The organism is Methylobacterium sp. WL116 (assembly GCF_008039455.1).
Classification (GTDB): domain Bacteria; phylum Pseudomonadota; class Alphaproteobacteria; order Rhizobiales; family Beijerinckiaceae; genus Methylobacterium.
Genome location: NZ_VRUV01000079.1, coordinates 1 through 13,146 on the forward strand (window position 1 = coordinate 1; position 13,146 = coordinate 13,146).

Here is a 13,146-nt window from a genome sequence, read left to right on the forward strand (position 1 = left end):
GAGCCGATGAACAGGTCGCAGGCGTAGAGCCCCGCCGTCTGGCAGAAGGCGCGGTTCGAGCGCAGCGAGCCGTCGGCGCCGGTGAAGAAGATGTCCGGCCGCGCGGCGATGTAGCGTCCGAGCGCCCCGGCCGCGTTGAGCATGTGCGCCCGCATGCGCCGTGCCGCCGCCTCGCCGTCGCCCTCGGCGATCGCGGCCAGGATCGCGCCGTGCTCGGCGTGGGAGCGGCGGATGCGGTCGCCCTGGCGCAGCTGCGTGCGGCGGAAGGCCGAGAGCCGGGTGCGGATCGCCAGCGCCTGCTCGGCCAGGAACCCGTTGTGGGTGGCCGCGTAGAGCCCCTCGTGGAACTGGCGGTTCAGGCCGTCGTAGGCGTCGAGGTCGCCGCCCTCGACCGCCGCGCCCGAGCGCCGGTGCAGCTCCATCAGGGCGCTGAGCTCGAGCGGGCGCATGCGGTGGGTGGCGAGCCGCACGCACAAAGCCTCGATCTCGGCGGTGGCCTCGAACATGTCCATGATCCGCTCGGGCGTCATCCGGGCGACGACCATGCCGCGGCGCGGGCGCTGCTCCACGAGGCCGCCGAAGGCGAGCTGGCGCAGGGCCTCCCGCACGGGGGTGCGCGAGGCGCCGAAGCGGTCGGCCAGCGTCTGCTCGTCCAGGGTCGTGCCGGCGGCGAGCTCGCCCGCCGCGATCGCATCCGTGAGCGCGTCGCGGATGCGATCGGAGATCAGCGCCCGCTCCTCGGTCTCGTGGCCCGCGTCCATGGCTCTCCCGCCCCGCGAAGCCGGGCTCAGCCGACGATCGCCCGCACCGTCAGGAACAGCACCGACGGGCCGACGAGGCAGCCGATGCCGGTGTGGAAGGTCGCGGTCAGCGCGCCGTAGGGCACGAGCTTGGGATCGGTGGCGGCCAGGCCGCCGGCCACCCCGCTGACCGTGCCCATCAGCCCGCCATAGGCCATGGCCGAGCGCGGGTTGTCGAGGCCGATCAGCTTGGCGACGAGGGGCGTGCCGACCATCACGCCCACCGCCTTGGTCACGCCGGTGGCGATCGAGAGCGCCATCACCGTCGAGTCGGCGCCGAGCGCCGCGCCGGTGACCGGGCCGACGATGTAGGTGATCGCGCCCGCGCCGATCGTCGTGATCGAGACCGCGTCGTGGTAGCCGAAGGCGACCGCGGTCAGCGTGCCGACGAGGAAGGGCAGCAGCGTGCCGAGCGCCAGCGCCAGCACGCCGACGAGGCCGGCCCGGCGCGCCTCGATCACGTCGACCTCGAAGGCGGTGGCGACGATGGCAAAATCGCGCAGCATGGCCCCGCCCATCAGCCCGATCCCGGCCAGCGCCGGGATGTCGGCCAGGCCCTTCTTGCCGCCGGTGAGCACGCCGCCGAAATAGGCGAGCACCAGGCCGAGCACGATGGCGATGGCCGAGCCGTGCACCCGCCCGTTGGTGAGCCGCCGCGCGGCGACGTTCGAGACCAGGATCAGCGCCCCGACGACGGCGAAGGCCGCAACCAGGCTCTGCTCGACGAAGACGTGCTCGAGGCCGTGCCACAGGCCGCTCATCGCGTCCGCCCCGCCGGGATCGCCGCGGCGTCGGCCCGCGCTGCCTCGGGTTCGCCGCCGATGAGGGCGCCGCCGTGCTCGACCTCCGGACCGCCCGGGTCGCGGCCGCCGATGCGGCTGAGCAGCGCCACCGCGGCGAAGCAGATCGCCAGGGAGCCGAAGGCGGCGATGATCACGATCGGGCCGCCGCTCACCGCGGCGACGACGTTCTGCTGGGCGGCCATCGCGACGACGATGGGAATGTACATGCCGCCCCAGAACTCGACGCCGAACTTGACGTTCTTGCTCAGGCGGCCGTGGCGCATCAGCCAGACGCGGGCGGCGATCAGCAGGATCATGGCGATGCCGACCCCGCCGACATTGGCCTTCACGCCGAGCGCGATCCCGAGGAGATCGCCGAGATACACGCCGATCAGCGTGCAGGCGGCGAGCAGCGCGACGCCGGCGATGATCATGGCCGCAGCCTCCTGTGCGGGGCACTCCCGATCGGGCCGGGCGATGGTCGAGGAGGCGCGATGGCACGGGGCATCCGGCGTATCCGTCCCGATTTCGTGATTCGTCTTCGTTGCCACTGAGTATGCAAAATATTGACAGATCGGCAAGCTGGTATACGATCATGTGATCGAATGGATCATTCGCATACGAATTGCTGTGTCTGACCCGCGATCGCATGCCGACAGCGTGCGGGCGGGTCGACGGTTTGGGGATCGGGATGACGGACTGGCGCAGGCAGAGGACGGCGCGGGATGCGCGGATCGCGGCCGGCCGCGCCCACGCCGACGGCAAGGTCGTCGCGGCCGCCGACGTAGTCGACCTGCTCGAAGCCGTCCTGCGCCCGGGCGACCGCGTCTGCCTCGAAGGCGACAACCAGAAGCAGGCCGACTGCCTGGCGCGCGGGCTGAGCGCCTGCGACCCGGACAAGGTGCACGGCCTGCACATGGTCCAGTCCGGCATCGTGCTGCCGGAGCATCTCGACGTGTTCGAGACCGGCATCGCCAAGCGCCTCGACTACTCGTATTCCGGCCCGCAGGGCGCCCGCATCGCCAAGATGCTCTACGGCGGGCAGATCGAGCTCGGGGCGGTGCACACCTACCTCGAGCTGTTCGCGCGCTACTTCATCGACCTCACGCCGAACGTCGCGCTGATCGCCGGCGTCTCGGCCGACCGGGCCGGCAACCTCTATACCGGCCCCAACACCGAGGACACGCCGACGGTGGTCGAGGCCACCGCGTTCAAGAACGGCGTGGTGATCGCGCAGGTGAACCAGATCGTCGAGACGGTGCCGCGGGTCGACATCCCCGGCGACCGGATCGACTTCGTGGTCGAGGCCGACACGCCGTTCTACGTCGAGCCGCTGTTCACCCGCGACCCGGCCGCCGTCACCGAGACGCAGATCCTGATGGCGATGATGGCCATCAAGGGGATCTACGCCGAGTACGGCATCCGCCGGCTCAACCACGGCATCGGCTTCGGCACCGCGGCGATCGAGCTGCTGCTGCCGACCTATGGCGAGCGGCTCGGGCTGAAGGGCCGTATCGCCACCAACTGGGCGCTGAACCCGCACCCGACGCTGATCCCGGCGATCGAGGCGGGCTGGGTCGAGCAGGTGCACTGCTTCGGCTCGGAAGTCGGCATGGACCGCTACATCGCCGCGCGGCCGGACATCTTCTTCACCGGCGCCGACGGCTCGCTGCGCTCGAACCGCGCCTTCTGCCAGACGGCGGGGCTCTACGCCTGCGACCTGTTCATCGGCTCGACCCTGCAGATCGACCTCATGGGCCACTCTTCGACCGTGACGACGAACCGCGTCGCGGGTTTCGGCGGCGCGCCGAACATGGGCTCGGACCCGCACGGCCGCCGCCACCCGTCCGACACCTGGATGAAGGCCGGGCGCGAGGCGCAGCAGACCGGCGACCCGGCGCTGATGCGCGGGCGCAAGCTCGTGGTGCAGCTCGTCGAGACCTTCGGCGACGGGCTCGTGCCCGCCTTCGTCGAGCACCTCGACGCCCTCGAGCTCGCCCGGACGATCGGGCTCGAGCTCGCGCCGGTGATGGTCTACGCCGACGACGTCACCCACATCGTCACCGAGGAGGGCATCGCCAACCTCCTGCTCTGCCGCAACGCGGACGAGCGCGAGCAGGCGATCCGCGGCGTGGCCGGCTACACCGAGGTCGGGCGCGGCCGCGACAAGGCCAAGGTCGAGCACCTGCGCGCCCGGGGCATCGTCCGCCGCCCGGAGGATCTCGGGATCGAGCCGCTCGACGCCGACCGCAGCCTGCTCGCGGCGAAGTCGATCAAGGACCTCGTGCACACGTCGGGCGGCCTGTACGAGCCGCCGGCCCGGTTCCGGAACTGGTGAGATGATCGGGCTGAGAGAGCAGGCGCGGGACGCGGCACGCGGCCCCCTCTCGCGTTCGAGAGAGGGGACCGGCGATCCCGCCGGATGGCATTGGGCGCAGGAGGACGATGTCACATGGAAACGATGACCTTCCGCCACACCACGAAAGGACCGCTCGCCGGCACCAAGCCGCAGGCGATCACCGGCGTCGTCGCATCCGGCAACCTCGAGGTGCTGCTGGAGCGCGTGCTGCCGCCGGACCAATGCACCATCGAGATCGCGACGCCGGTCGTCGGCTACGGCGACGTCTGGGAGGCGGTGGCGGCCGACTTCGTGGCGCGGGCCCAGCCCGGCGGCCTGCGCATCGCGATCAACGACGGGGGCGCCCGGCCCGACACCGTGTCGCTGCGCCTGCTCCAGGGCGCGCGCCTGATGGAGACCGGCCGATGAGCTTGAGCTGGTACGAGGCCAGCGCCCGGCAGCGCGTCGCCGCGCTCGTCGACGCGGAAAGCTTCGAAGAGTTCGTCGGCCCGGAGCAGCGGGCGATGAGCCCCCACCTGCCGCTGTTCGACCTGCCCCGCGCCTTCGACGACGGCATCGTCGTCGGCCGGGGCAGGCTCGACGGCCGCACGGTCTACCTCGCCGCCCAGGAGGGCCGCTTCATGGGCGGCGCCTTCGGCGAGGTGCACGGCGCCAAGCTCGTCGGGCTTTTACGCGCCGCGGTCACCGAGACGCCGGAGGCCGTGCTGATCCTGTTCGACACCGGCGGCGTCCGCCTGCAGGAGGCCAATGCGGGCGAGACCGCCATCGCCGAGACCATGCGCGCCATCGCCGATCTGCGCCGCGCCGGCATCCCGGTGGTCGGGCTCGTCGGCGGCCGCGCCGGCTGCTTCGGCGGCGGCGGCCTGATCGCCGGAACCTGCTCGCGCCTCGCGGTCTCGGAGGGCGGGCGCATCTCGGTCTCCGGCCCGGAGGTGATCGAGACCAACAAGGGCGCCGAGGAATTCGACTCGAAGGACCGCGCCCTGGTCTGGCGCACCATGGGCGGCAAGCACCGGCGCCTCGCCGGCGGCGCCGACCGGTTCTGCGACGACACCGTGGAGGCGTTTCGCGCCGCCGCCCTCGACCTGATCGGCCGGGCACCGGCCTTCGACCTCGCGACGCTCGAAGCGGAGCAGGCGCGGCTCGAAGACCGCATTGCGCGCTTCGGCGACTGCCGCGACGCCACCGAGATCTGGGCGCGCCTCGGCGTCAACGACCCGGCCGGCGTGCCGGCCCTGTCGGCGGCCGACTTCGACGGCCTCGTCGCCGGGCTCGAGGGGACGACACATGACGCTCGCTGAGATCCTGGCCTCGCTCTTCCCCGTCGGCCACGCGGTCGCCGTCGCCGACGGTCTGATCACCGGCCGCGGGCCGCTCGAAAACCGTGACCTCGCGGTGGTCGGCGTCGACGGCGACACGCCGCTCGGGATCGAGGGCGCGCTGGCCCTTTCGGCCGCCGTGCTGGCGACGGTGCGGGCCGGCGGCGCCACGCCGGTCCTCGTGCTGGTCGATTCCGACAGCCAGCGCATGAGCCGGCGCGACGAGCTTCTGGGGCTGAACGAGTGCCTGGCCCACCTCGCCAAGGCGCTGCTGCTGGCGGATGCGCAGGGCCACCCGACGATCGGCCTGATCTACGGCCACTCGGCCGCCGGCGCCTTCATCGCCACCGCCCTCGCGACGCGGGTGCTGGTCGCGCTGCCCGGGGCCAACCCGAGCGTGATGGACCTGCCCTCCGTCGCCCGCGTCACCAAGCTGCCGCTGGAGAAGCTCGAGGCGATGGCGAAATCCACCCCCGTCTTCGCACCCGGCCTCGACAACATGGTCCAGGCCGGCGCGGTGCAGGTGGTGCTCGATCCCGCCAAGCCCCTCGGGCCGCAGATCGCGGCCCTGATCGGCGAGCCGCCCTCGCACGACGCCCGCGACGCCCTCGGCAAGGATCGCGGCGGTCGTCCCGTCGCCCACGACATCGCCGCGCGGGTGGTCGACGCGGCGCGCGCGTGACGACGCTTCGCCGCCACGACCTGTTCGTGGTGGCGCCCGAGGCCTGGGACCGGCTGCTCGCCGGGCGCTCCGACCTCGACGGCGTGCCGCATGTCGCGGCCTGGGCCGCCAACGGCTGGCCGGTGATCGTGCGGCGCCGTCATCCGGACGAGGGCGACCATCTGCCCGCCGGGCTCCCCCTGCCGCCGGCCGCCGGCAAGCGCCGCATCGGCCTCGCGGTGCCGTGGGCCGACGCCACGCCGTCCCCTCCGGTGACCCTCGCCGCCGCGCGCCCATCCGCGCCGCCGGCCTGGCACCTCGCCGTCGACGCGGTGCTGGCGCTGGCCGCCGAATACGGCGTCGTCCCGCAGGTGTTCGGCGGCCTGCTGTGGCAAAGCCTGACCGGCCTCGCCTACCTCTCCACGACCTCGGACCTCGACCTGCTCTGGCCGGCCACCGTGACGCACAGCCTCCTCGACGGCCTCGCCGCGATCGAGGCGGGCGCCCCGATGCGCCTCGACGGCGAAGTCGTCCTGCCGGACGGCGCCGGGGTGAACTGGCGCGAACTCCGCGACGCCCCGCCCAGCGGATCGGTGCTGGCCAAGGGGCTCGATCGGGTGGCGCTGGTTCCTGCAAGCTTGGACCGGTGAGGCCGAAGGATCGAGCCTTCAGCCGATCCCGTCCACCATCCTCATCCTGAGGTGCCGCAGCGAAGCGGAGGCCTCGAAGGAGGCTTCCAGCTTGCGCGCGATTCCCGGAGGGCTCCTTCGAGGCCCACTGGCGCGGGCGCCTCAGGATGAGGGAGTGGGATGGAGGAGCCCCGCATGCCCTATGGCGTCGAGCCTCAGCCGGCCAGCTCGCCCGCCCGCCGTTTGGCCGCCGCGACGGCCTCCCGCATCAGGGGGCCAAGCGCGTCGTCGCGCATCAGCACGTCGAGGGCGGCGGCGGTGGTGCCGCCCGGCGAGGTGACGTTGCGGCGCAATTCCGATGCGGGCAGGTCGCTCGCGTCGAGGAGGGCGCCGGCGCCGGAGATCGTGGCCCGGGCAAGCCGCGCGGCGACCTGCGGATCGAGCCCGGCGGCGATCCCGGCCTCGGTCATCGCCTCGACCATCAGGAAGACGTAGGCCGGACCCGAGCCCGACAGGGCGGTGACCGCATCGATCTCGGTTTCCGAGCCGACCCATTCGACGAGCCCGTTGGCGCCGAGCAGAGCCGCGACGGCGGCACGCTGGCCCGCGGTCACCGCCGCGTTCGCGACGGCGCCGGTGGCCCCGCGGCCGATGCTGGCGGGCAGGTTCGGCATTGCGCGCACGATCGCCCGGGCGCTCGGCAAGCGGCCTTCGATGTCGGCCACGGTCTTGCCGGCCAGAATCGACAGGACGACGGTGCCCGGGCCGATCATCCGGTCGAGGCCGGGCGCGGCGTCGGCGAACCCTTGCGGCTTGATCGCGAGGACGAGGACGGCGGCGGGCGCGACCGTGGCCGGGTTGAGGGCGAGGCCGCGGGCGGTGCAGAGCGCGCGCAGCGCATCGGACGGATCGGCCTCAACGATCGTCGTGCGCTTCGGGTCGAGGCCGGCCGCGAGCCAGCCTTCGAGCATCGCCCCGCCCATCTTGCCCGCCCCGACGAGGGTGAGGGAGGCGGGCAGGGCGCCCGCCGCGGGAGGAGCGGCCATGGCGGGCCTCAGGCCTCGCCCTCGGTCTCGAACAGCACCGCGTCCAGCGCCTCGCGGGCGGACTTGCCGGCCCAGAGCACGAACTGGAAGGCCTGGTAGTAGCGCTCGCACGCCTCCACCGCCGACTTCAGCAGCATCGCGCATTGCGGATGCGTCGGCACCGAGCCGCCGGCGAGCAGGAGCGAATGGCGGAACATCACCACGTCGTCGCTCGACCACAGGTCGAAATGCCCGATCCAGAGCTGCTCGTTGATCAGCGCGATCAGCCGCTGCACCTCGGTGCGGCGGCGATCCGGCACCTTGAGGTCGAAGGCGCAGGCGACGTGCAGGGCCTCGACGTCCTCGATCCAGGTGAACGCGACCTGGTATTCGGTCCAGCGCCCGGCCACCACGACGGACATCTCGTCCGTCTCGGCGCGATCGAAGATCCAGTCGCGGAGCGCGGCAAGACGCTCCACGACATCGAGCGGGTGCTCGATCCGATCGTAGCCTTCGATGTCGACGTGAAGCTGTGGCATGACGATCCGAGATGACGCCGCCGTATTACGGCGCCGCGGCATGGTGAACAATAAATAACCAAAGTTCGGAACCATGTCACGACACGAAATCACTTGTCCCGATGGGACGGAATATCGCGCGATGACGACTTGGCGGCTCCCGGTCTTCGGCGGGCTAAGGCGAATCAGTGCGTCACCGACTATAAACCGGCGCGGACTCGCGACACAAAGCGCTTCGCCCGGCCGGTGAACAGGAAATGGATCGTTCGCGCGCGCTTCCTGTGTACAAGCCCGCCGCCCCGCCGAGACCGATTCGCGCCGGTCGCCCGCGCGTCGGATCAGATCGCCTCGCTCGCTCCCGCGGTGGACGCAGCGGCCGCGGCCGGCGCCGCATCGGCCTCGAGCGCCGCGACCCGCGCGGTCAGCGCCTCGTTCTGCGCGCGCAGGGTGGCGACCATGTCGCGCAGCACGTCGAGCTCCTCGCGGGAGGCGATGTCCATGTCGCGGATCAGCCGCTCGGCCTGGGCGCGGATCACGGTCTCGGCCTCGCGGCGCACCCCCTGCGCGGCGCCCGCGGCATCCGTCATCAGGCGGGCGAAGTCGTCGAACAGGCGGTTGGAGGGGGGCATGTGGTCTCCGAAAGCTTGCAGCCGCAACCCGGCCTGCGCCTCGACATAGGAATCCGCGGAGTCCGGGGCAATCCGCCGGCGCGGCGCGGCGCGGGCGGCCACAAAAGAAAACGGGGCCCCGAAGGACCCCGTCGCCGACCGATCAGGGTCGGTCAGATCACATGCGGCGCATCATGTGGCGGCGCATCATGCGGTGCTCCATGTGCCGGCGCATCATGCGACGCTCCATCCGGCGATGCATCATGCGACGCTCCATCCGGTGCATCTGGACATGCTCGATCGCGTCGGGGGCGGTCACGCCCATCGGGGCGCCCGGGGCGGCGGAGGCGGGGGCGGTGATGGCGGCGGCGCCGAGCGAGGCCAGAACGGCAACGGCGAAGGTCAGTTTCCTCACGGAGATAATCCTGTTTCTTGTCGTCGGGCCGCGGCACCCATGTCATCTCCCGGGTCCGGGAGATGGGAGAAGGACGTCGCGCCGGTGAAGCGCGGCGGGTCTCCGCTTCGACCCGCCGCTGGTAACTCGCAACTTACAGATTCGTTTCCTCGAAAGCCTTCACCCACTCCGCGCAAATTCCGGAGCGGACGATGTCGTCGCGGGTGAACTCGACCACGGGGATCGGCATCATCCGGCTCTTGATCAGGTGGATGACGGTGCGCAGCCCCGAGGTCTCGCGCAGGTCGGTCTGCGAGACGTCGCCGTTGATGATCACCTGGCAGGCGTCGCCGATGCGGGTGAGGAACATCTTGATCTCGGCGGTGGTCGTGTTCTGCGCCTCGTCGAGGATCACGAGGCAGTCCTTGAAGGTGCGCCCGCGCATCACCTCGAACGGCACGATCTCGATGTCGCCGGCCTTCAAGGCGATCTCGAAGGCGGCGGCGCCCATCCGTTCCTTCATCGCCTCGGTGAGGGGAGCGACCCAGGGCGCGATCTTCTCCTCCAGCGTGCCGGGAAAGAAGCCGAGCGAACGGCCGCCGGGAACGTTCGGGCGGGTGATGATCACCTTGGCGATCCGGCGCTGGCGCAGCAGGTCGGCGGCGCGTGTGCCGGCGATGTAGGTCTTGCCGGTGCCGGCCGGGCCGAGCACGATGACCTGCGGGTTCAGGGCGAGCGCGTCGAGGTATTCCGCCTGCCGGTCGGTCAGCGGCTGGATCGGGCCTAGGTTTCGTTCCTCGTCGAAGCGGGTCCTGTGCAGCCGGACCGTGCGGTCTTCCACCAGCTCGAGTCGTGCGCGCCGTCTTTTCATCGATCAACACTCCGCGTGGGATTTGCCAACCAAAAGGACTTGCTAACCAGAAACCGCTCTTCGCTCTAACCTTCGTATCGTGGGCTTATCTCTCCTCTCGGAAGCAATGACGCTGCCTCGAGCCGGTTCCGGCCCTCGACACGAAGCTTGTGGACAAGACGAGCCGCTGCGCGGCCCGCCTGGTCGTTGCCGGAGCATGCAACGCGCGCACCATAGAGTCGGGCGATGCGACGGCCGCATGACGGGGCCCGGCAGGTGTTGCTGAAATGGCTCGGACGACGGCGGATGGTGCGCCGGGACGGTCGGGGGATGGGGCCGTGTCCGGTCCGCCCAAGGTCGTGTCCTGCGCCCGACGTCACGCTCGTCCGCGAGCGGCCTCAGGCCGGCTGCAGGAAGCTGTCGAGCACCATCTTGCGACCGGCCTTGTCGAAGTCAACGGTGAGCTTGTTGCCGTCGACGGCGGCTACGTCGCCGGGGCCGAACTTGGTGTGCAGAACCCGCATCCCGGCCTCGAAGGCCGAGGGCGTGCCGGTGGATTTGGCGATCAGCTCGCCCTCGATCTGTCGCGGGCCGCCGCGCCCGCCGCCGGGCGAGGCGCCGAAGCCGCGGGCGGTGGTGTGCGCCGCGCCCTTGCCGAAGTTGTTCTGCTGCCCGGTATTGGCCTGCGCCCGCTGCCAGCCCGGCGTGCCGTAGCTCGAGCCGAAGGGTTGCGGATTGCGGTCGAAGCGCGAGGCGCCGGCGGAGAAGTGGGCCGGCGCCTCGATCACGTCGACCGCCGATTCCGGCAGCTCGTCGATGAAGCGCGACGGGATGGTCGAGGACCACAGGCCGTGGATGCGGCGGTTGACGGCAAAGGACAGCTTCGCGCGCTTGCGGGCCCGCGTCAGCCCGACATGGGCGAGGCGACGCTCCTCCTCGAGGCCCGCGCGGCCGCTCTCGTCGAGGGCGCGCTGGTTCGGGAAGAGGCCATCCTCCCAGCCGGGCAGGAACACCGTGTCGAATTCCAGCCCCTTGGCCGCGTGCAGGGTCATCAGCGAGACGCGCTCGGCGCCCTCGGCCTCCGAGGCCTCCATCACCAGCGAGACGTGCTCGAGAAAGGCGCCCATGTCGGGGAACTCCTCCATCGAGCGGACGAACTCCTTGAGGTTCTCCAGCCGCCCGGCCGCGTCGGCCGACTTCTCCTTCTGCCACATCTCGGTGTAGCCGGATTCCTCGAGGATGGTCTGCGCCACCTCGGAATGCGGGTTGCTCTCGACGAGCCGAGCCCACCGCGAGAAGCTCTCGGTGAGCGCGAGCAGCGTCGAGCGCACGCGGGGCTTGAGCTCGTCGGTCTCGCAGAGCTTTCGCGCGGCGTGGAGCAGCGGGACCTGCTCGGCGCGGGCGTAGAGGTGGAGCTGCTGCAGCGTCGCGTCGCCCAGGCCGCGCTTGGGGGTGTTGACGATCCGCTCGAAGGCAAGGTCGTCGGACGGGTTGTTGGTCGCGCGCAGGTAGGCCAGCGCGTCGCGGATCTCGGCGCGCTCGTAGAAGCGCGGGCCGCCGATCACCCGGTAGGGCAGGCCGAGCTGGACGAAGCGGTCCTCGATCTCGCGCATCTGCGCCGAGATCCGCACCAGCACCGCGATCTCGGAGAGCGGGTGCTGCTTGGCCTGGAGCGCCTCGATCGATTCCGCCAGGAGCCGCGCCTCTTCTTCCGAATCCCACGCGCCCGACACGGTGACGGGCTCGCCGAGCTCGTCCTCCGTGCGCAGAGTCTTGCCGAGCCGGCCCTGGTTCTTGGCGATCAGGCCCGAGGCGGCGGCCAGGATGTGGCCCGTCGAGCGGTAGTTGCGCTCCAGGCGGACCACCACGGCACCGGGAAAATCGTGCTCGAAGCGCAGGATGTTGTCGACCTCGGCCCCGCGCCAGCCGTAGATCGACTGGTCGTCGTCGCCGACGCAGGCGATGTTCTTGCGCACCTGCCCGAGCAGCCTGAGCCAGAGGTACTGGGCGACGTTGGTGTCCTGGTACTCGTCGACGAGGATGTAGCGGAACCGGTCCTGGTAGTTGGCCAGCACGTCCGGATTCTCGCGCCACAGCTTGAGGCAGAGCAGCAGCAGGTCGCCGAAATCGACCGCGTTGAGCGTGACGAGCCGGGCCTGGTAGGCGGTGTAGAGGTCGCCGCCCTTGCCGAAGGCGAAGGCCTGCGCCTCGCCGGCCGGGATCTGGTCCGGGCCGAGGCCGCGGTTCTTCCAGCCGTCGATGACGTGGCCGAGCGCGCGTGCCGGCCAGCGCTTCTCGTCGATGTTCTGGTCCTTCAGCACCTGCTTCATCAGGCGCAGCTGGTCGTCGGTGCCGAGGATCGTGAAGTCGGATTTCAAGCCCACCAGCTCGGCGTGGCGGCGCAGGATCTTGGTGCCGATGGCGTGGAAGGTGCCGAGCCAGGGCATGCCCTCGCCGGCCGGCCCGATCAGCGTGCCGATGCGGTGCTTCATCTCCCGCGCGGCCTTGTTGGTGAAAGTCACCGACAGGATGTCGAACGGCCGCGCCCGGCCGGTCGTGATCAGGTGGGCGATGCGGGTCGTCAGCACCCGCGTCTTGCCGGTGCCGGCGCCGGCCAGCACCAGGACGGGGCCCTCCGTCGCCTCGACAGCGCGGCGCTGCTCATCGTTCAGGCCGTCGAGATAGGAGGACGCGCTCGGGCGCAAGGCCCCCATGGCGCGGGCGGCGATGGAGCTGGAGCCACGCTCCGCGTCGGAAGGCGGCGTCGCATGCGAAGAGTTCGGCATGGGCAATCCCTGGACCAAAACGCGAACGGCGTCGAGACCCGGACGCCGAGGCCTCGACGCTGAGGCGCGATCGCCGAGGCCCGGAGCCCGAGGCCCGGACGCAATGTCGCCGCCCCGCGCGGCCGCCGGGCGGGAACTTGAAGCAGGCCGGCCGCTTGCTCACATCATCGACAGACATCCCCCACACAGGAGCGCCCGATGCGCATCGTGCCGATCGCCATCATCGCCGCCCTCGCCGCCACGCCCGCCCTCGCGCAGGTCCGGCAGGGCAACCCCGACGCCGCCAACGAGTCCTTCGCCCGCCAGGGCGAGTCCCGGGCGCTGCAGCAGAACCTCACCTCGCAGAACAACACCACGCGCATGGAGATCCAGCGCAGCCAGCAGATGCAGGCACCCCAACCCACCCCGGGCGTGA

At 71.2% G+C, this 13,146-nt stretch carries 15 protein-coding genes and 1 pseudogene; 6 read left to right on the forward strand and 10 right to left on the reverse strand.

What is annotated here, in order from left to right; genetic code table 11:
* The 4 genes and pseudogenes from FV223_RS32555 to madL form a co-directional block, all read right to left on the reverse strand.
* Positions 1–110, reverse strand: a 110-nt coding sequence (locus FV223_RS32555; protein WP_348644787.1) for a malonate decarboxylase subunit alpha, incomplete at its 3' end; no start/stop codon positions are given.
* A pseudogene (locus FV223_RS08895) lies at positions 105–761 on the reverse strand (GntR family transcriptional regulator); the annotation flags it as partial. The gene FV223_RS32555 and the pseudogene FV223_RS08895, both read right to left, overlap by 6 nt.
* A gap of 26 nt (positions 762–787) precedes the next feature.
* Entirely contained in the window at positions 788–1,552 is a 765-nt protein-coding gene (gene madM, locus FV223_RS08900; RefSeq protein ID WP_147726535.1) for a malonate transporter subunit MadM, read from the reverse strand.
* Between the two features lie 5 nt (positions 1,553–1,557).
* Positions 1,558–2,016 (reverse strand): malonate transporter subunit MadL, encoded by a 459-nt coding sequence (madL, locus tag FV223_RS08905; RefSeq protein WP_147726509.1) that lies wholly within the window; start codon positions 2,014–2,016, stop codon positions 1,558–1,560.
* Between the two features lie 257 nt (positions 2,017–2,273).
* On the opposite strand from madL, the gene mdcA reads away from it, so the two are divergent.
* The 5 genes from mdcA to mdcG all read left to right on the forward strand — a co-directional run bounded on the left by mdcA (position 2,274) and on the right by mdcG (position 6,571).
* A complete protein-coding gene (mdcA, locus tag FV223_RS08910) occupies positions 2,274–3,920 on the forward strand; it encodes a malonate decarboxylase subunit alpha (RefSeq protein ID WP_147726511.1) in 1,647 nt (548 codons plus the stop codon).
* A 114-nt stretch (positions 3,921–4,034) separates the two neighbouring features.
* The gene (gene mdcC, locus FV223_RS08915; RefSeq protein ID WP_147726513.1) at positions 4,035–4,349 is read left to right on the forward strand and encodes a malonate decarboxylase acyl carrier protein; all 315 of its coding nucleotides are present in this window, start codon (positions 4,035–4,037) and stop codon (positions 4,347–4,349) included.
* Positions 4,346–5,242 (forward strand): biotin-independent malonate decarboxylase subunit beta, encoded by an 897-nt coding sequence (locus FV223_RS08920; RefSeq protein WP_147726514.1) that lies wholly within the window; start codon positions 4,346–4,348, stop codon positions 5,240–5,242. The genes mdcC and FV223_RS08920 overlap by 4 nt, the downstream gene beginning before the upstream one ends.
* Complete coding sequence (gene mdcE, locus FV223_RS08925; RefSeq protein WP_147726516.1) at positions 5,229–5,942, forward strand: biotin-independent malonate decarboxylase subunit gamma; 714 nt, start codon at positions 5,229–5,231, stop codon at positions 5,940–5,942. Before FV223_RS08920 ends, mdcE begins: the two co-directional genes overlap by 14 nt.
* The gene (gene mdcG, locus FV223_RS08930; protein WP_147726518.1) at positions 5,939–6,571 is read left to right on the forward strand and encodes a malonate decarboxylase holo-[acyl-carrier-protein] synthase; all 633 of its coding nucleotides are present in this window, start codon (positions 5,939–5,941) and stop codon (positions 6,569–6,571) included. The genes mdcE and mdcG overlap by 4 nt, the downstream gene beginning before the upstream one ends.
* A gap of 194 nt (positions 6,572–6,765) precedes the next feature.
* Here mdcG and proC read toward each other — a convergent pair whose 3' ends face one another.
* The 6 genes from proC to FV223_RS08960 all read right to left on the reverse strand — a co-directional run bounded on the left by proC (position 6,766) and on the right by FV223_RS08960 (position 12,731).
* Positions 6,766–7,596: a pyrroline-5-carboxylate reductase gene (gene proC / locus FV223_RS08935; protein WP_147726520.1), complete on the reverse strand. Its 831-nt coding sequence runs from the start codon at positions 7,594–7,596 to the stop codon at positions 6,766–6,768.
* 8 nt (positions 7,597–7,604) lie between these two features.
* Positions 7,605–8,114, reverse strand: a complete 510-nt coding sequence (locus FV223_RS08940) for a YbjN domain-containing protein (RefSeq protein ID WP_147726522.1) — start codon at positions 8,112–8,114, stop codon at positions 7,605–7,607.
* A 317-nt stretch (positions 8,115–8,431) separates the two neighbouring features.
* Complete coding sequence (locus FV223_RS08945) at positions 8,432–8,722, reverse strand: accessory factor UbiK family protein (protein WP_147726524.1); 291 nt, start codon at positions 8,720–8,722, stop codon at positions 8,432–8,434.
* 157 nt (positions 8,723–8,879) lie between these two features.
* Positions 8,880–9,116 carry a hypothetical protein gene (locus tag FV223_RS08950; protein WP_147726526.1) on the reverse strand — a complete coding sequence of 79 codons (237 nt, stop codon included), beginning with the start codon at positions 9,114–9,116 and terminating at the stop codon, positions 8,880–8,882.
* Between the two features lie 133 nt (positions 9,117–9,249).
* Positions 9,250–9,966 carry a PhoH family protein gene (locus FV223_RS08955; protein ID WP_147726528.1) on the reverse strand — a complete coding sequence of 239 codons (717 nt, stop codon included), beginning with the start codon at positions 9,964–9,966 and terminating at the stop codon, positions 9,250–9,252.
* A gap of 377 nt (positions 9,967–10,343) precedes the next feature.
* Positions 10,344–12,731 carry a UvrD-helicase domain-containing protein gene (locus tag FV223_RS08960; protein WP_147726531.1) on the reverse strand — a complete coding sequence of 796 codons (2,388 nt, stop codon included), beginning with the start codon at positions 12,729–12,731 and terminating at the stop codon, positions 10,344–10,346.
* A gap of 198 nt (positions 12,732–12,929) precedes the next feature.
* Between FV223_RS08960 and FV223_RS08965 the strand changes: the two genes are divergently transcribed.
* On the forward strand, positions 12,930–13,146 hold a 217-nt coding region (locus FV223_RS08965), incomplete at its 3' end, for a hypothetical protein (protein WP_147726533.1).